The 18485-nt window shown below is 68.6% G+C and carries 13 protein-coding genes; 3 read left to right on the forward strand and 10 right to left on the reverse strand.

From position 1 onward, the window contains the following. Positions 1-44 precede the first annotated feature (44 nt). Positions 45-389: a hypothetical protein gene (locus BMY61_RS42300; protein ID WP_075003936.1), complete on the forward strand. Its 345-nt coding sequence runs from the start codon at positions 45-47 to the stop codon at positions 387-389. Positions 390-402: 13 nt separating this feature from the next. Here the strand turns inward: BMY61_RS42300 and BMY61_RS44610 are convergent. From BMY61_RS44610 to BMY61_RS42335, 6 genes are all read right to left on the reverse strand, one after another. Next, positions 403-1283, reverse strand: a protein-coding gene (locus BMY61_RS44610) for an IS5 family transposase (RefSeq protein WP_143094382.1) whose coding sequence is annotated in 2 segments (ribosomal slippage) — positions 403-923 and positions 923-1283 — 882 coding nt in all. Because the reading frame shifts where the segments join, the coding sequence is not laid out codon by codon here. A 53-nt stretch (positions 1284-1336) separates the two neighbouring features. After that, positions 1337-1672 carry a hypothetical protein gene (locus BMY61_RS42315; RefSeq protein WP_042460818.1) on the reverse strand — a complete coding sequence of 112 codons (336 nt, stop codon included), beginning with the start codon at positions 1670-1672 and terminating at the stop codon, positions 1337-1339. A gap of 145 nt (positions 1673-1817) precedes the next feature. Continuing rightward, positions 1818-2795, reverse strand: coding sequence for a hypothetical protein (locus tag BMY61_RS42320; RefSeq protein ID WP_042460804.1), 978 nt, complete (start codon positions 2793-2795; stop codon positions 1818-1820). Positions 2796-2801: 6 nt separating this feature from the next. Then, a complete protein-coding gene (locus BMY61_RS42325; protein WP_052439555.1) occupies positions 2802-3482 on the reverse strand; it encodes a hypothetical protein in 681 nt (226 codons plus the stop codon). Beyond that, complete coding sequence (locus BMY61_RS42330) at positions 3479-3796, reverse strand: hypothetical protein (RefSeq protein WP_052439556.1); 318 nt, start codon at positions 3794-3796, stop codon at positions 3479-3481. Before BMY61_RS42330 ends, BMY61_RS42325 begins: the two co-directional genes overlap by 4 nt. A 79-nt stretch (positions 3797-3875) precedes the next feature. Beyond that, on the reverse strand, positions 3876-4877 hold the full coding sequence (locus BMY61_RS42335) for a conjugal transfer protein (RefSeq protein ID WP_143094812.1): 1002 nt from the start codon (positions 4875-4877) through the stop codon (positions 3876-3878). A gap of 506 nt (positions 4878-5383) precedes the next feature. Here BMY61_RS42335 and BMY61_RS45720 point away from each other — a divergent pair. Continuing rightward, positions 5384-5563 carry a hypothetical protein gene (locus tag BMY61_RS45720; protein WP_143094813.1) on the forward strand — a complete coding sequence of 60 codons (180 nt, stop codon included), beginning with the start codon at positions 5384-5386 and terminating at the stop codon, positions 5561-5563. Positions 5564-6150: 587 nt separating this feature from the next. Here BMY61_RS45720 and BMY61_RS42345 read toward each other — a convergent pair. From BMY61_RS42345 to BMY61_RS42360, 4 genes are all read right to left on the reverse strand, one after another. Then, positions 6151-6543 (reverse strand): hypothetical protein, encoded by a 393-nt coding sequence (locus tag BMY61_RS42345; RefSeq protein ID WP_042460810.1) that lies wholly within the window; start codon positions 6541-6543, stop codon positions 6151-6153. A 302-nt stretch (positions 6544-6845) separates the two neighbouring features. Next, positions 6846-7517 carry a GNAT family N-acetyltransferase gene (locus BMY61_RS42350; RefSeq protein ID WP_082015697.1) on the reverse strand — a complete coding sequence of 224 codons (672 nt, stop codon included), beginning with the start codon at positions 7515-7517 and terminating at the stop codon, positions 6846-6848. A gap of 71 nt (positions 7518-7588) precedes the next feature. Further along, a complete protein-coding gene (locus tag BMY61_RS42355) occupies positions 7589-8122 on the reverse strand; it encodes a hypothetical protein (protein ID WP_042460813.1) in 534 nt (177 codons plus the stop codon). A 21-nt stretch (positions 8123-8143) separates the two neighbouring features. Beyond that, positions 8144-9478 (reverse strand): S8 family serine peptidase, encoded by a 1335-nt coding sequence (locus BMY61_RS42360; RefSeq protein WP_052439559.1) that lies wholly within the window; start codon positions 9476-9478, stop codon positions 8144-8146. A 400-nt stretch (positions 9479-9878) separates the two neighbouring features. On the opposite strand from BMY61_RS42360, the gene BMY61_RS42365 reads away from it, so the two are divergent. Then, positions 9879-18485: LamG-like jellyroll fold domain-containing protein (locus BMY61_RS42365; RefSeq protein WP_244904234.1), on the forward strand; the 8607-nt coding region annotated here is incomplete at its 3' end.

Raw genomic sequence — 18485 nt, forward strand, 5'->3', positions numbered from 1 at the left:
GCTAGGGCCTGTCCGGCGGATCATGACGTCGTAGGGTGCAGCTCATGCACAGCACGCTGACCGAGCACGCCCGGTGTCTTTACGGAGATGAGTACCGCCCGACACCGGCGTGCGGTCGAGAGCACGACGAGCACTACTTCATCGAAGAGCTGACCTTCGCTGATGCGGACGCGATCCTCTCGATGCTGCGGGAGCTCTGCCCGAACCTGGTCGACGGCCAGCTCCCGGTGCGGATTCGCAACCTCGCCTATCGGCTCGTGCTGCTGCAACGGCCGGACCAGCCGGTGCTTCTGCGGGAGGCCGCGCAGCACCTCTGGCTGCACGGTCCAGACTGGGATGACATCGCGGTGGAACTCGAACGGCGGGCCGAAGAACTGGAAGCCAGCTGACGGAACCAGCTGGTCAGGGCTTGAGCCACAGGCGGATCGAGGCGAGGGTGACGGTGCCGGTGAAGACGTAGGCGCGCTTGTCGTATCGGGTCGCGACGGCCCTGGAGCGCTTGAGCTGGTTGATCGTGCGCTCGACCTCGTTGCGGCGCTTGTACATCTCCTTGTCGAATCCGGCTGGTCTGCCACCTCGACTGCCTCGGCGTCGGCGGTTGGCCCGTTGGTCCTTCGGTTCGGGGATGGTGTGCTTGATCTGGCGTCTGCGCAGGTAGCGGCGGTTCCGGCGGGAGCTGTAGGCCTTGTCGCCGCCGAGGTGTTCGGGGCGGGTGCGGGGGTGCCCGCCGCCTGGCCGCTTGACCCGGATCCGTTCGAGTACCGGGATCAGCTGTGGACTGTCGCCCCACTGGCCGGGAGTGATCAGCAGTGCCAGCGGTCGGCGTCCGCCCTCGCCGGCGAGGTGGATTTTGCAGGTCAGGCCGCCCCGGGAGCGTCCGAGTCCTTCGTCGGGGCGGTGCTGCCGAGGCGTTGATCTTTTTTCGGGACTCGCGGTGTTCTCCGCGGGGCTCCGGCCGCGTGCTGGTGGGCCCGGCACGAGGTCGAGTCGACGCTGACCATGCTCCAGTCCACCCGGCCGTGGGCATCGGCATCCGCCAAGACCGCTTGCAGGATCCTGTCCCAGGTGCCGTCCGCGGACCAGCGCCGATGCCGCTCGTAGACGGTCTTCCAGCTCCCGAAACGCTCGGGCAGGTCACGCCACGGCACTCCGGTGCGGACCCTGAACAAGATCCCGTTGATCATCAACCGGTGGTCGCACCAGCGTCCGCCCCGGGCGCCGGACTTCGGCAGATGCGGCTCAAGCCGCATCCACTCGTCGTTCGTCAAATCTCCCCGCCCCACGACGAGAACAACGATCCCATCGTCGGACGGTCACAAGATCCGCCGGACAGGCTCTAGCCGTCAGCGACGGCCCACTCCCGGAAGGCTCTCTCGATTTCGCCGAGGTACTGCCTGAGATCGAACCGGACTTCGTCCACGAGCTTGCCCTGGAGGTCCGGGTACATCAGATCGGTCCAGACGACGATCTGGCCCCGGAGGCGCACACGGACGACGAGCCCGCCCGCGCTGGGGTCTGAGGGCACCATAGAAGCCACGTTGACGTCTCGAGCTGCATCGGTCGGATAGAGCGGTCCGCCGGGGCGGAGGAGCTCTCGGGGATGCAGGCCAACCGCCCCGCTGTGGCTTCGCGCGATCACGTCGAGTCCATCGACAAAGAGGTACGCGTGCATACCCGTACAAACCGGCACGCCGGAGCAGCGACCGACGAACAACGAGCTGGTGATGGCACCATCGCCCGGAGGGTCGGGTACTACAGCCCGAACCTTGCGCGGCGGTCTACGCGGCATCTGCCCATCGCGACGTCATGAGCGGATCTTAGCTGCGTCGGGTCTCGGCGAGGTGGACGTCTATGTACCGGGCGAGGGTCAGCCCGTCCCTGGGGTTGTCGGCCTGGAAACTGACGCGACGTAGCAGGCCGACCCCGTTGAGAGTTACGCCCTCCTTGGCGACCACGAAGTGCGCCTGGTAGGAGGTTCCGGCCTCGCTCTCCGCCTGAAGCCAGCGCCGCGCGATGGGCGATGTCCCGTCCGCGCGGGGCAGCCCTCGCGCCCCGCGCCCCTTCCACCCCGAGTTCGAGGCGTCTCCGCCGGCTGCCGGGGGGCGCCCGCCTTCGGTGAGCCGGACCTGCCCCAGGTCCAGGTACGAGGGGGAGCGCAACGTGCCGCCCACGATCCGTCCCCCACCGGTCGGCGCCTTCTCGGCCTCCAGCAGCAGCGGCTCATCCAGGCCGCGGCAGATCGCGTGCCGGCACATCCACACGATCTCCGCGGGACGCGCGGGGCGCAGCGCCGGCCCCGAGGCGAGGGTCGCGGCCAGGTGGCGGGCCTGCTGGCGGTAGGCGGCGACTTCCCGCTCGCTCACCTGCGCGGGGGCCATGCCGAGCAGGTCGGCGACCTCCGTCCACGTCGCCGCTAGCTGACCGGCCCAGGCGGCCTGCCGCGTGGGCGCCTTCAGCGGCACCGCGAGCCAGTGCGTGCGCCGGAACATCTCCTGGTCCGCCATCAGGTCGAAGCACGCGTCGGCGATCTCCTCCCAGGCGGGATGCCGCTCCAGGTCGATCCCTTCGATCATGTGTGTGCCGATCTCGCCCGCGTCGATCTGCGCGGCCAGCCCGTACCAGCGCGGTGCGCCTTCGAGTTGACGCACCATCGACGTCAGCCGCGAGGTCAGCTCCGCCCGCGCCCGGGCCGGGGCGTACCGGTTGGAGACCGGGGTCACCCGGAAGACGGCCCACACGGTGCCGGTGGTCGACCACACGAGGTTGTCGACGATGTGACGGATCGGAACACGCATCAGCAGCTACGCCTTCTTCGAGAGGGTGCGGGCACCGGACTGCTCCAGCAGCAGATCCAGCGCGGAACGGGGGCGGGACTCCGGGGCGGCATCGGCGGGCGCGGTGCGGCCGCCGGTCACCGGTGCCGCTGTCGGCCCGGTCGTGCGATCTGGGCGCAGCGCCTGGGGGCGACGCTGTGCGGGACGGGCAGGCGCGGCCCGGCGGAAGGAAGGCCGGCGGACTGCACGGGGGCCGGGGGCAGCCGCGGACCGCCTCTCGGCGACCGGGCCGGCCGGGACCGCGTCGCTGTGGCCGGTGACGGTCTCGGTGAGGAAGAAGCCGCCGTGCAGCGCGGTGGAGGCCCGGTCCTTGGCGGGCCGTCCCGCGATGCGCCCACTCCTGGGCTGGGCGGCCAGCAGGATCCACCCCCACACCGCGGCCTCCGGGACGCGGCCGCCGATCCGCGCGCAGCGCGCCGCCCACACCGCGAACCCGAGCCCGACGATCGGCAGCGGACCGAAGACCGGCCACCACAGGGGGATCGTCTTGCCCAGCACCAGCAGCCCGACGCCGGCGACCACCAACTGCGGCCTCGAATACGGGCCCAGCCACAGCCGGATCTCGCCGAGCTTGCCCAGCACCCACGGATGCCGGCGCGCCCGGGTGTAGGACCGCGCGACCGGCACCTCCACGGCCGCGGTGCTCACCGGCGTACCTCAGCGGCCGAGGTGGGGAGGGTCCGGATCGGGTGGTGGAGCTGGGCCAGGCCGTGGGTGTCGGACTGGAGCTCGTTGGTGACGATGGTGCCGAGCTGGTCGCGGTCGTTGTAGATGCCCAGGCAGACCACGGCGGCCAATGCGACGCCGATCCCGGCCTTGATGCTAAACCGCTGGACGATCTTGACGACGACGACCAGACCGACGATCGCCTCCAGGGCCGGCTTGGCCCAGCCGGCGAACATGCCGATCACGTTGTTGCCCAGGTTCTGCAGGGCGCCAGCCATGTACAGGTGCTCGATCACGAAGAGGCTCCGTATATAGGGGAGGAGAAGGGGAGAGAAAGCGGGGAGGAGGGAGAAGACCGGCGCGCGTGGGACGCGGTTACGGCGTTGTCGCTGAGGCCGCCACGGACGGAGCCCCGGTCGTGGCCGGAGCCGGCTGCGCGGACAGGGCGGGGCCGGATTCGAGGGCGGCGACTTCCCAGCGCCCCGCCCGGGCCCGCATCCGCAGCGCATAGCCCAGCGGCCAGGTGCTGCCGCTCTGGTCGGTCGCGGTGACCTGCACCCAGATCTCGCAGCTGGTGCCGTCCGCGGGCACAGTCGCGTCCATCCCCGGCCCGCTGACGCTGATCTGACCCACCTGCACCTGCCCGTACAGGGCGGCGGCGGGAGCCGGGATGCGGGCGCCGGGGGAGAGCAGCGCGCCCACGTCGCCCTGCCCGGTCAGATAGGCCGTGGCGAACGCGCCCACTGCGGAGGCGAGCGGCGTCCCTGCGGCGGCGCTGTCCGGGTACAGCGTGGGCGGCACCCCTGCCGGCGTCGGCGCGGCGACCGCGGCCGGCTGGGCGACGACCGCCAGCGACCCGACCCCGACACCGCTCTGGTCCATCTGGACCGGGACCGCGTAGTACCGCACCACCGCCTGGCTCGCGGTGTCCGTCTCGCACCCCACCACGACCGACCAGTAGCCCGCGCCGATCTGTGCGCTGTGCACCGCCGCGCACTGCGCGACCGACACCGCGTTGCTCAGCGAGGCCTGCGCCGTGCGCAGATCGACGTTCGGAGCCAGCGCGCGCAACGCAGCCAGGTGCGCGTCATCCGCGCTGCCGTCAGTGCGCAGCCACAGCGAGACGAACAGCTGCGCAAAGCCCGACGGGTCCTGCGCGACGGTCGGCGCGGCCGCGGCGGCAACAGTGTGCGCCAGGGTGCGGGCCGGGACGCGAGCGGACGCGCAGGAGGCGAACAGGGCCAACGGGCCAGCGGCGAGCGCGGCCCACACGGTGACGCGGCGTAGCCGTCCCTGGCGCCAGGCTCGGCCGGGCTCGACGTCGTCGACGACGTCCTCGGCGAGTTCGTCCAAGGGAAGAGCGGGGGAGCGGGACATCGCGGTGGGCCTCCGGCGGCTGGTCGGGTTGTCTGCCCTGACCAAACCCCCGCGAGGTCACCGCTCCGGTCACCAGATCCACCCGCCGGGCATAACGAAACCGCAACGACAGCGAGGTAACCAGTAGCCAGCCTGGCTCCGGGAGAAGGCAACCAGTGCCTGCCGCCGGTACCGCGACTGACGGTCCAGCAGTGCCCTGACCTGCACTGGTGACCCTTCTGGTTACCCGGGATCCGGCAGGTAACCAGCACCCCGACGCCGCGATCGCGGCTTGTCGTTCCGTGCCCACTACCAGTCGCATCGGTGTCCACCAAGACCCGGATCCGCTCCCGACCGGAGGCCAGAAGCACACGCTCCGCCCTGCCCGAGGCGAGGTCCGCCCGGCCGAAATCGGAGTGTTGGTGGAGCCCGTCTCGACCGCTTGCCTACGCCGGGTCGGCATCGCGGGGTGGCGTGAGCGCCCTCGGGCCGACGCGATCCGTCGTCACGATCCGTGGAGGCTTGCCATGTCCAAGAACAAGAAGTCCAACGCGAAGAATTCGCCCAGGCGTCCGCGGCCGCGCCCCGCGGTCCGGCCCGGAACGCGCTGGGCCGACTCCGTGCGCACCGTCGCCCTCGGCGTCATCACGAAGTGCGCGTCCACCTACGCGCTCGTCCTGATTGCGCGCATCGTCGCTCGGCGATAGCGCGCGCACCCGACGCTGCGCATTGCGCAGCACCGAGCTGCGCACACGCAGCGCGGCGGAGAACAACGGTGGCCGGTGCGCACTGCGCACCGGCCACCACCGCTCACGCGCGCCACAGCGTCAGCCGTAGAGCTGGTGGCACTGCGCGTAGAGGTTGCCGGGCAGGCCGCCTTCGTGGGCGAGGGCGTCGCACGGCGACCCGGCGTGCCTGCCCGCCGGGCGGGCGCCTCCCGGATGGTGCGGGGTGTCGGTCGAACTAGGCCGCCTGGAGTGGTGCTGGTGGTGCCGGTGCGGCGCGGGGACCGAATCCGAGCCTTTGGCTGGCGGTTGGGTCTGGGATGCCGGAGCGGACGTGGGGCTCGCCGTTGGTGGGCTGGCGGAGTCCGTAACGGTGACGGCGGCGGCCCCGGTGGTTGGAGGCGTGGGCGGCGCGGAAGTCGGGAGGGTCGTCGTGCCGCTGGCGGTCGGGCTCGCGGGGGCCGGAGCCGGAGCGGCCGTCATCCAGTGCCGGTGCGTGGCGCAGCCGGTCGTGCCGAGTACGGCCGCGGCGAGCAGGGCGGTGGTTGCGGCGCGCAGTCCGGGCTGTGTCATCCGCCGGTCCCGGTGAGTGTCGTGATCGGTGAGTCGTAGCCGGGTCCGATGTCCGCAGTCAGCACGACGTCGGAGTGGTGGGTGAAGGCGTCGACCGCGGCCCGGTGGCCGGTGCCGCAGACCCGGACGATCTGGTCCCCGCCCCAGTACATCCCCAGGTGCATCTCGACGGCCTTCAACTCGACGCAGCCGGAGAAGCTGGTGACGGCGCCCCGGATGCGGAAGCCTCCGTGCGCGCGGGTCACGTCCAGCTGCGCATGGCCGGCGACGGAGGAGTCTCCGGAGGCGGCGTCCAAGCTGATCGTCTGGTACTGGCCGGTGGCGGCGGTCGATGTCGCGCCGGCCGCCAGCGCCGCGACGGTCAGCGCGGTGAACAGATGCTTCCTCATGGGCTGTCCAACGCCGTGGAGTACCTGCCGTCACGCTCCCGGCCATTCCTACGGCCACGCCGAAGCCGTCACCTTGCCGCGCGGGGCCACCACGAGGATCAGCCGAAGGGCTGTCATGGACCGACCTCACGGACATGCGCGGGGTTGCGCATCGCCGTCAGCGTCGCGTTGGAGTGCGCGGCCGGCGCTCAGCGCGGTTGCTGCTGCGCAAGCGCGCATTGCGCTCAGCCGTAGGGCGGGGGAACGCGCGGAGAGGATTGCAGACCCTCTTCACCGGCGACCGGGTGCCAGATCCCCCGGATTCAGCCACCGCCAGGCGCGGCTGCCTTGGTCGCACTTCCGCAGCGGCAGGTGCGGGCTCCTGGGTGGTGATGGAGGTAGGTGGGACCGGTGACGTTCCTGCCGTCTCCGAGAATCGCGTGCGTGTATGGCGGCGGCTGACGAGAGTAGCCGGCCTGTTCGAGTGCTCGCAGGGCTGCGGTGTGGTCGACCTCGACGTTGGCGGTGACACGGGGGGCGCCGAGGTGATGGTGGCCCAGGCGGGCGGCAGCCCTGAACAGCTCTTTACCGAGGCCCAGGCGGCGGTAGGGGAGGTTGAGCCATGCCTCGACCGCGAGTACGTCCTTGCCGGCCGGGATGAGCTGAATGGCCCCGGCGTAGCGCCCTTCGTCGCGGGTGAGCACAGTGAAATGCGCGTAGCCCAGCTTGTCCTGGTAGGTGTGGTTGCCGCTGCCATCGAGGTGGGTGTGCATGTGCTCGCGGTTGGCGTGGGAAATGTCATCGAACCAGTCGACCTGCCACTGCTCGGGGCCTTCGGTGCCCCAGCCGAGCCAGTGCTGTGCCTCGGGGTCGTAGGCGCCGGTACAGGAGCCGAGGTAGTCCATGTCGTCGACGGGGCTGCGCACGATCAGGTTCGCCGTGTGCTCGACATGCAGGCCGCTGGGGCATCGAGGCCTTCGGTCAAACCAGCGCATGGTGAGGCTCTCCGATCAATGATGCTCAGCGGCGAACGCGCCGAGGAGCCCCGAAAGCAGGGCTTGGAGGGTCACCGCTTGAGACCCGCGAGGGCCGCGACAGCTGCCTGCACCGCCGTGGGGGCTGAAGCGCTGTCAAGTTGGGTGACCAACGCAGAGCCTGGCAGGTGGCTGGCATCGACGGTCATGAAGTGAGTGGTGGGGGACAGGTGCGCGTCGGCCGCGATGGCCGCGCCGAAGGGCTGGCCGACGGTGACGACCAGGTTGCAGTGCTGGGCCAGGAGCCCTGCCAGGTACGGCTTGGCCTGCGTGGCGGTGGCAGGCAGGACGAGCTGCTGGATGTTTACCTTCAGGCCCTGGGCCCCGTGCTGCATGGCAGTCCAGGTCCGGGTGGTGGTCGTGTCCCTGGAGGTGGTGGCCGTGTCGGCGGCCAGGCACGCGGTTGGCCGTCCGGAGAGGTCGGCGGCCAGCACCTTGGGCGGCGCGCCGTCACCGCTGAATGTGAGGACTGCGGCGAGGCAGGCGGCGGCGATGGCGGCCACTGCCGCGAGCAGGATCGTGTTTCGACGTCGGCCTTGGCCGAGGAAGGCGAGCAAGCGAGTCATGCGCGTTTCCGGATCTGGTAGTTACTTGTTGCGACCGCGGGCTTCCGTGGCGGCCTTGCGATAGGGCTGCCGTGTCTGTGGCTTCGACTGCTGAGTGACGGCAGACCTTTTCGCCTTCGTGGAGGTTGGGCGTTGCTTCGAAGCGACCGCGCCTTGAGGAGCGTCGTTACGCCGGTAAGCGGCAGGACCTGCTGCGGCTGACTTCTGTCGACGACGGAAGAGGGCGAGCCCCCCGCCGGCAAGAGTGCAGAGGAGAACAGCGCCAGCACCTACCCATCGCCAGACGGCGGAACTGCTGGATCCCGTCGGGCGTGCTGCGAGCAACGGATTGCCTGTCGCCCCCGGAACCGGGGCGCTCAGTGCGGCTAGCGGGTCGATCTCCCCGTATCCGAGTTGATTGTCTGGGACAGCGCGGTGATCGCGGGTGCTGTTGATCAATGTTTCGATGGCCTGACCGGCGGTCAGGTGTGGGTGATGGGATCGAATCAATGCCAAGGCAGCGGAGACGTAGCCGGCGGCGTAGCTGGTGCCTTCGGCCTGGACGTACTGGCCGTCGTTGCTTGCGGAGGCGATCTGGGCGGCAGGCGCGCCGACGGTGATGTCAGGGCCGGACTCGCTGGTGGGCCAGAAGGCTCCGGTCTGGTCGGTGCCGGAGACGGCCACGACGCCCGGGAATCCAGCGGGGTATTCGACTTCGTTGCTGGTTTGTCCGTTGTTGCCCGCGGATGCGACGACGACCGCGTCCTTGCCTTCCGCGTAGGCGACGGCCTTCTTCAGGAGCGGGTCCGGGTTCGGGGTGCCGAGGGAGACGTTGATGATGCTCGCCCCGTGGTCGGCGGCCCAGATGATCCCTTGCGAGAGTACGGAGGCAGTGACCTGGCTGCCGGTTGACACCCGTACGGGGAGGATCTTGGCTGCCGGCGCCAGTCCAATGATGCCGTGCCCGTGGTCGGAGGCTCCGGTGCCGGCGATCAGAGCGGCGATGGCTGTGCCGTGCGACTCGCTCGAGCTGTCGCTGCGTCCGTCGCTGTCGTCGCCGAGCAGGCTCGTGCCGGGCACTACCTGGCCAGTCAGGTCGGGGTGGGCGGCATCGACGCCGCTGTCGACGACGGCGACGGTGACTCCTGCTCCGCGGCTGAGCTCCCAGATTTTCTGCGCGTTGAAGTGCGTGGCGTCGAGCGGCCATTCCCCGGCGATGTCGCCTTGCGAGGTCGCGGTGGCCAGCGGGGTCGAGCTTGTGCCGTCGGCGCGTGCAACCGCTGGGTTCCAGGTGAGCGTCGTGGCCACGACGCACAGCGCGGCCAGGGATAGGCGCGCGCAGCGTGCCCGGGTGGGGCGCGTGTTGGTGGTGGCCACGGCTGGCTCCTGCAGGTACTGGGGGAGGTCTGGGCAAGCGATCGTACGCGCCTGCTCAGCAGGCGTGCGAGGCGGGTTGGCGGCGTGCAATTCAAATCGGAACCAATCTGGACAGGAGGGGCCACGTGCAGGTTTGTGCACGGTGAGAGTTGCATGAGAGGCCATGGAATGATTCCGTCCGTTTGTTGACAAACCGGTTGATCATCGCCTTGGTGACCTGTCGACAATTCCTGTAGGAACGGCGGCGGCATGATCCATGCGGGCTCCCGCATGCCCGCACCAGCTCGGAGGTTCCGGCGTGAGCCGCTCCCTGTCGTCCCAGATCTCCACCGGCCTTCGCCGCGCACTGCAGCGAGCGTCGGCACCGCGCGCGAGCGTGGGCACGCCGCTAGGCGGGAAGGTGAGGCGGCCCGGCAGGCTTGCGACGTGGACGGCTACGGTCGCGGTCCTGGTCACGCTGAGCACCCAGCCGGCGGAGGCGTTCGCAGCCGCCCACGCGGGCACTGCCGGGAGCCCGGTGACGCCGCAGCAGTTGAGTGAGGCGCTGGGCAACCTCAAGCACCAGGTGAGCGCGGCGGACACCTCCACCGGCGGCGCGGGCACCGGCAAGGGGCACCAGCCCGGCAAGGGCGAACTCCCTGGCTCTCCCGGGCTCAAGGGCCTCGGCGCACCGCACCTGTCCGGTGCGGGCCCGGCGGCCCAGACCGGCAGTCACACTCAGCCGCCCGCCGATCTGCGCGACCGTCAGCTCACTGCTGCGGGCAAGCATCCGGCGGTCAAGGCTGCTCCTGACGCCACATCGGCCACCGGGATCCCGGGGCCGGCCGCGAGCGGCACCGAGATCACCTCGCTGCGGACCGCGACCACGTCGGTGTTCCAGAACCCGGACGGTACGCGCACCATGCGCGTGTACTCGCGCCCCGTGCACTTCCGCAAGAGCGACGGCACCTGGGGGAACATTGACACCCGTCTGGTCCAGGACTCATCCGGCCGGTGGATAGCCAAGTCCGGTGATCTGGGTACGAGCTTCGCTGAGACCGCCACTGACCCCGCTCTGGTCTCATGGGCGCTCGACCCCTCCCACCAGCTGTCCTACTCCCTCCAGGGCGCAGGCGCGGTCACCGCGCAGGCCAAGGGCAACACCATCACCTACCCGGGGGCGCTGCCGTCGACTGATGTCGTCTACGACGCCCTGGCGACCTCCATCAAGGAGACGCTGGTCCTCCACGACGCGAACGCGCCCACCAGCTTCACCTTCCCACTGAACACCACCGGTCTGACCGCCGCCATGGACCAGAACGGCAACGTCGTGTTCACCGACGCGTCGGGCAAAGCCGACCTGGTGATTCCCCGCGGATTCATGCGCGACTCCACCCACCACGGCGACGGCCAGGTTTCCAACGGCGTGACCTACCAGCTCACCACCCTCGGCGGCCAGCAGGCCTTGAAGGTGTCCCTGGACAGTGTGTGGCTGCACGACCCCAGCCGTGTGTTCCCGGTCAAGGTCGACCCCACCAGCACCGGTGACACGAAGGGGCAGACCACCACGTCCACCTTCGTGGAGTCCCCGTACAACACCCACTACAACACTGACCCGAGCCTGAAGGTCGGTACCTACGATTCAGGCGGCCACCAGGCCACCAGCTACATCGAATTCCCCTCGATCGGTACCTCCTCGCTGCAGAACCAGTACATCGAGAAGGTCACCCTCTACGCAGACGCGATCGACGGATCGCAGTGCGCCACGCCCACCGAGGTCGACGTGCGGCAGATCGTCGGCTCCTGGGACCCGACCCAGGTCACCCTCGCTTCCCAGGTCCCGCTCGGATCCAAGATCGGCAACGACACGTTCGCGGAGAGCAACCAGAACGGCTGCACCAGCGGCACCGCCTGGATCCCGTTCGACCTGGGAGACAACGCCTCCGCTGACGGCACCAAGATGGTCGAGAACTGGGTACACGGCGGCTCCAACTACGGCGTCGCACTGACCGCCGACCTTAGCGACTCCAACGCGTGGAAGATCTTCGACAGCGCCTCCACCTCGTACCCGCCGTACCTGTCGGTGACCTACAGCTCCTACGGAGCTGACTACTCCACGCCCACCAGCTACACCCCGCCGACCGCCACGAGCACGGGATCGCAGAGCGTCACGATCACCAACCGCGGTACGAGCTCGTGGACCTCGACGAACATGAAGCTGAAGGCGCGCTTCTACGACGCGAAGTGGAACGAGATCTCCATCTCCGCGCCGATGACCGCGATCCCGAGCACTGTCGCGCCGAACGGCTCGGTCACCATGACCGGCACGATCCCGGCGATGCAGCCAGGCACGAGCTACCAGATGTGCTGGGACCTGTACATCAACGGCACCGACTCCCTGTACAGCAACTACGGGGTTCCGTTCCAGAACTGCACCTGGATGGCGGCGGCGAACATTCCGCCTCAGATCGACGCGACCGAACCGCTGAACAACACCACGGTCACCTCGCTCACCCCTGAATTGTTCGCAACTGGCCACGACCCGGACAACTACCCAGGCACTGGCCTGACCTACGACTTCCAGCTGCGCTCCTTCTCAGGGACGGAACTTGTCGACTCCAACTGGCAGTCCGGCCGCAACTGGGTGATCCCCCGCGGCTACCTTGCCTGGAACGGCACCTACGAATGGACCGTCGCCGTCAACGATGGCAAGGACCAAAGCGCCTACTCCAGCCCTGCCGCCTTCACGGTGCAGATTCAGCAGCCCAGCATGACCTCGAACCTGGCCCAGGGGTCCAGCGACGGTCGGCCGTTCGACCCGCAGGTCGGTAACTACACCACCTTTGCGACCGACGCCAACGTCAAGGTCGTCGGACCCGCGCTGCAGGTGACCCGCACCTACAACTCCCTCGACCCCCGCTACTCAGGAATGTTCGGCGCGGGCTGGTCGAGCCTGTACGACATGCGGGTCAATCCCGACTACAGCACAGCCGGCGACGGCGGCGTGGTCCTCACCAATGCCCAGGGCCGCCAAGAGCGCTTCGGCCGCAACACCTTCGCTCTCGCCGGCGCCGCCTCCGTCGGCGATGTGACGGGCGACGGAGCCGACGACATCGTCGCCGTCGATGACTCCACCGGTGACCTGTACCTCTACCCGGGGCCGGACTACTCCGCCGCCACGCGCATTGGAATCGCCCACAACTGGACGTCTGGGGGTGAGCTCAACCCGAAGCTGCCGTCCGGGAACTGGAGCACGCTGACCAATCTGACTGGCGGTCAGGTCGACGGAAACGGTCACGGTGACCTGATCGGTGTCGACCCCAGCGACGGCAGCCTGTGGGAGTTCACAGGCAAGGCGACCGGGGTCAGTCAGCAGCCATGCTCTGGAGCTGTGTGCGCCCACATCATTATGCCCTGGCAGTCCAACGGCCCGTTCTCCTCCTACGCCCCCGCGGAGATCGGTACAGGTGGCTGGAACGGTATGACTGACCTGACCGTGACCCCGCCCCTGTCGGGTGACGGGAAGAAGGACCTGCTGGCGGTGGAGAAGTCCACCGGCATTCTGTGGGCGTACCCGTTCAACTCTGACGGCACCATCGGCTCGCGTGTGGAGGTCGGCACCGGCGGCTGGAACGGCATGCGCGAGCTCACCGGCGGCACCTTCAACGGCGCCCCGGGACTGATGACCATCGACCCGAACAACAACCTCAAGCTCTACCCGGCCAAGGGCACCGGCACGCTCGGCACCGGCGTATGGAACACGACTTCCATCGAGGGCCCTGGCTGGGCCACCTACCAAGGCCTGGCTGCCGTCAACGGCATCAGCGGCGACACCAACACCGACTTCGTCGCCACCGACATGAGCGCCGGCGTCCAGTACCTGTACCACTCCACCGGCGGCTACGCAGGCGGCGGCAAGACCACGACCGGGATGGACCTGTACACCTCCCCGCAGGGCGAGGCCCAGGACCTGTACCCGCAGACAGACGGCAGCTGGGTGTTGCGCGACAGCACCGGCACCACCTACACGTTCGTCCAAGGTGCGCCGATCCGCCACACCTGGGGACCGATCCAGCAGAACCAGGAATGGCTGCTGTCCTCAATCAAGGACAAGAACGGCAACACCCAGAACCTGACCTGGACCAACAACAGCCTGGCCACGGTCACCGACACCGCGAGCGGCCGTGCCCTGCACTTCACCTGGGACAGCACCGGCTCGCACGTCACCCAGATCGCAACCGACGCGACCGACAGCGGCCAGCCCGCGCTCACCTGGACCTACACCTATGGCAACTCCGCCAACCCCAACGAGCTGACCCAGGTCTGCGCCCCGCCGACCGGCACGAACACCAGCCCGTCGTGCACCAACTACACCTATACGGACTCCACCACCGGCGGGACGCCGGGCAACCACTACCGCACCGCGGTGATGGACGCTGGCCCCAAGTCGTACTGGCGCCTGGGAGACAAGCTGCAAAGCACTTCCGTCGCCGATGAGGTTCTAGCCAACGAAGGGGCCGACAACGGCACCCCCACCGGCGTGGACCTGGGCGAGTCGCCCGGCACCCCGGCCCTGCTCACCGGAGCGCCCACCACGGTCGCCGGCTTCAACGGCACAAGCTCGCAGATCTCTCTGCCCGACGACACCGTCAAAACCTCCTACCTTTCGGTAGGCATGTGGTTCAAGACCACGACCAAGGGCGGTGTGCTGTTCTCCTACCAGGCCGACAGCCTGGCCAAGGCCACGACCAGCAACGCGTACACCCCAGCCCTCTACATCGGCGCCAGCGGCAAGCTGTACGGGCAGTTCTTCGGCACCGGTGCGTCCATCGCCCCGATGAGCACCAGCGCCAGCGTGGCAGACGGTAACTGGCACTTCGTTGTCCTGGCCGCGGCCGGCAACCAGCAGCAGTTGTGGCTCGACGGTTCCCAGGCCGCCTCCCTGACCGCACAGGTCCAGCCGATTGTGGAGTCCAAGACCTACGTCGGAGCCGGCTTCCTTGGCGGTCTGTGGCCGGACCAGCCCCACACCACCGGAAACACCGGCTACGCGACCTACTTCAACGGCCAGATCGGCGAGGTCGCCACCTACGAACACGCGCTGGGCGCCACCGCGATCGTCTCCCAGTACGAGTCCGCCGCACACCCGGCCAGCGAGCTGACCGGCATCCAGTTGCCGTCCGGCAAGTCGAAGCTCGCCGTCACCTACGATGCCGTCAACGACCGTGCTTCGAAGATCACCGACTCCAACGGCGGTAACTGGACCCTCCACGTCCCGACCGCCTCCGGCTCGGTTCAGGCCTACCGCACCGCAGTCAAGGGCTCCACCCCGTCTGGCTACTGGACCCTGTCCGACTGGAACGGCACCCAGGCAGCCAACCAGCAGTACTCCGCGCGGCCCACACCCAACAACGGGACATACTCCAACGTCACTCTCGGCGCCACCGGCGCCCTGGCGGGGGAGACGTCCGCGACCTTCGACGGTACCGACTCCTGGGCCGAACTGCCCGCCACCAACGTCCCCCAGGTCGGCCCCGACACCATCAGCCTGTACTTCGACACCAGCCAGCCCGGCGTCCTGTTCTCCTACCAGTCCTTCCCCATCGGCGCCGCGCACGCCAGCGGCGGCACCGACCAGTGGAACCCAGCCCTATACGTCGGCACCGACGGCAAACTTCACGCCGAGCTGTGGAACGGAAAAGTCGATCCCCTCGCCACCACCGGCACCGTTACCGACGCCAAATGGCACTCCGTCGTCCTGACCGCCACCAGCACAAACAGCCAGACGCTCTACCTTGACGGCACATCCGTCGGGACCCTGTCCGGCACTATCTCCGCCAACGGCACCGGACACGTCTTCGTCGGCGCCGGCGCCTCCGACGGCTGGCCCTCCGCGACTAACGACCCCGACGGCCACTTCAACGGCCAGATCTCCAACGTGGCCGTCTACCCCTTCGGCCTGAACAGCACCCAGGTTTCCAACCTGGCCACCGCCGCCGCGTCCGTCACCGGCCTGATCACCTGCCACGCCACCATCGGCTGCAGCAGCAACCCGCACACCATGTACGACAGTGCCGTCCTGGGCCTGCACCCGACCGGCTACTGGCCCTTCGACGACGACAGCGGCAACATCGCCACCGAACTGGTATCCGCTGCCGCCGCAGAGCAGAACCGCGGTACCTACAGCGGCACCACCCGCGGCACCAGCACCGGCCTTTGGGCCTCTGGCAGTACCCAGACCACCACATTCGACGGCACCAGCTCTTACGTCCAGCTGCCCCGCACCATCGCCCCCAAGTGGTCACCGGCCAGCGTCGAGGTCTGGTTCAACACCAACAGCCCCGGTGTCATCTACAGCTACCAGGTCCCCCAAATCGGCACGAGCGGCGGCGCCTACAACCCCGCCCTCTACGTCGGCACCGACGACAAGCTCCATGGCGAGTTCTGGAATGGTTCCAGCACCGGCGCCATGTCCTCCACCCAGACCGTCACTGGCAACGGATGGCACCTGGCCGCGCTCGTCGCCAACGGCAACACCCAGCAGCTCTACCTCGACGGTCAACCCACCGGCGCACCCCTGACCGGAACCGTCCAGTACAACGGCAACAGCTACGCCTACCTCGGCGCTGGCCACGACAGCGGCTGGCCCTCCGCCCCGACCGACGCCGACGGGCACTTCAACGGCTCCCTCGCCGACTTCAGCACCTACAACTACGGGCTGTCCGCCACCACCATCCTCGGCGACTATCAGGCCGCCACCACCGCCGACAACGGCACCGGCGCCACCGCCGACGAGGCCTACCGCACCCGCATCGTCGCGGACGGCGCCGCCGACTACTGGCGCCTCGACGACCCCGCCTCTTCCCCCTACGCCCAGGACGAACTCGGCACCTCCCTGCCCGATCCGTACTCCGGCACCTACACCAGCACCACCCTCGGATCCCCCGGCCCGTCCGGCACTCCTGATGCCTCCGCCGCCGGCTTCGACGGCAGCACCTCCTCCCTGCAGCTCCCCGACACCGCGGCCCCCATCACCGGGCCCGCGAGCATCGAGCTGTGGTTCAAGACCAGCACCTCCGGCGTCCTGTACAGCTACCAGACCAATCCACTCGGCACTGCCACCACCAGCAGCGACGACTGGAACCCCGCCCTGTACATCGGCTCTGACGGCAAACTCCGCGGCCAGTTCTGGACCGGCGCCACCGCCAACACCGCCACCAGCACGAGCACCGTCACCGACAACAACTGGCACCAGGCCGTCCTGACCGCCACCGGAAGCACCCAGCACCTCTACCTCGACGGTGTCTCCCAGGCCACCATCAACGCCGGACCCGTCCAGTTCAACGGCGACGCAGGCGTCTACATCGGCGCCGGTACCGTCACCGGCTGGCCCGGCGCCCCCACCACTGACTCCACCGGCACCAACCACTTCCACGGCACCATCGCCGAAGTCTCCTACTACCCCGCCGCCCTCGACGCCACCACCGTCACCAGCCACTACCAGGCCATGGGCAACGCCGCCAGCCCCAGCGCGGTCATCACCGCCACCGTCACCGACCCGGGCAGCAACACCCTCACGTACAAGTACGACGCCACCGGCGAAGAGATCGCCAAGTCCGACGCCTACGGCAACACCACCAGCTACACCTACGACACCGCCGGCAACCTTCACACCGTCACCGACCCCGACGGTCACGCCACCACCTACGGCCACGACGCCCGCGGCAACACCGTCTCCACCACCACCTGCCGCACCGCCGGCAACTGCCAAACCAGCTACGCCACCTACTACCTCGACACCACCAACGCACTCGACCCCGCCAACGACCAGCAGCTCATCTACGCCGACGCACGCTCGAGTAGCAGCACCGACACGACGTATCAGACGGACTACGGCTACGACAGCGCTGGCAACCTAACCTCAATCAGGCGCCCCGACCTCTTTAGCAGCAACAACACCTATACCGCCGGCACCGAGGCAGCCGTCGGCGGCGGGACAGAGCCGCCTGGCCTGATCAAGACCTCCAGCACCTTCGACGCCAACACCACGACCAGCTACGCCTACAACAGCAAGGGTGACCTGATCTCCATCACCAACCCTGCGGGCCTGGTCACCAGCTACAGCTACGACGACCTGGGCCGCATCAAGACCAAGACCGTCAGCTGTACCGACTGCTCCACCGGCGCGCAAGCTACGACCACGACCTTCACCTGGGATGGCGAGGGCAACCCGCTCACCCAGACTGACCCCGCTATCTCCGACCCGGTCAATGGCACCATCACCCACCAGCGGGTCACCACTGACGCTTACGACCCCGACGGCGACCGCACCTCCGAGACCGTCAGCGACGTCGCCGGCAACGACAAGGCCCGCACTACTACCTGGGCCTACACCAACTCCACCAACGACCTGGTCACCTCCACCACGGACCCGGCCGGCAGTACCACCAAGTACGGCTACGACGCCTACGGTAACCGCACGAGTTCAACCGACCCATCTGGTACCAGCTACAGCTACAGCTACTCACCGATGGGCCAGCTACAGCAGACCGCCATCACCAACTTCACCGGCAACCCGAACAGCCCAGTCTCCGCGCACTTGCAGATCGTTGACTCTCGCGCCTACGACCCCGCCGGCCGCCTTGCCACCGACACCGACGGCATGGGCCGCACCACCCACACCTACTACTACGACGACAACCTTGTCTCCGAAGTCGACCTCGACTCTTTCCACGACTTCAACCCGCAGACCAAAGCCTTGACCGGCACCACTCGCAACATCGTCGAGCAGACCAACACCTACGACGCCGCCGGCAACCTCACCCAGAGCACCACGGGCGGCGGAAAGACCACGGTCACCAACACCTACGACACCGACGGCCGCGTTACCAGCGGCACCCTCGACCCCGCAGGCCTGAACCGCACCACCAGCTACACCTACGACAACGACAACCACCTTCTGTCAACGGTCATTACCGGTGGCGGACAGACCCGCGAAACCGATAACACCTACGACAGTCTCGGTGAC

It is taken from the genome of Streptacidiphilus jiangxiensis, from assembly GCF_900109465.1.
Taxonomy (GTDB): Bacteria; Actinomycetota; Actinomycetes; order Streptomycetales; family Streptomycetaceae; genus Streptacidiphilus; species Streptacidiphilus jiangxiensis.

Bases quoted from the DNA above. Each gene is read 5' to 3' on its own strand.
- BMY61_RS42315 (WP_042460818.1), bottom strand. From the start codon at position 1,672: ATGCACGCGTACCTCTTTGTCGATGGACTCGACGTGATCGCGCGAAGC.
- BMY61_RS42320 (WP_042460804.1), bottom strand. From the start codon at position 2,795: ATGCGTGTTCCGATCCGTCACATCGTCGACAACCTCGTGTGGTCGACC.
- BMY61_RS42345 (WP_042460810.1), bottom strand. From the start codon at position 6,543: ATGAGGAAGCATCTGTTCACCGCGCTGACCGTCGCGGCGCTGGCGGCC.
- BMY61_RS42350 (WP_082015697.1), bottom strand. From the start codon at position 7,517: ATGCGCTGGTTTGACCGAAGGCCTCGATGCCCCAGCGGCCTGCATGTC.
- BMY61_RS42300 (WP_075003936.1), top strand. From the start codon at position 45: ATGCACAGCACGCTGACCGAGCACGCCCGGTGTCTTTACGGAGATGAG.
- BMY61_RS42335 (WP_143094812.1), bottom strand. From the start codon at position 4,877: ATGTCCCGCTCCCCCGCTCTTCCCTTGGACGAACTCGCCGAGGACGTC.
- BMY61_RS45720 (WP_143094813.1), top strand. From the start codon at position 5,384: ATGTCCAAGAACAAGAAGTCCAACGCGAAGAATTCGCCCAGGCGTCCG.
- BMY61_RS42355 (WP_042460813.1), bottom strand. From the start codon at position 8,122: ATGACTCGCTTGCTCGCCTTCCTCGGCCAAGGCCGACGTCGAAACACG.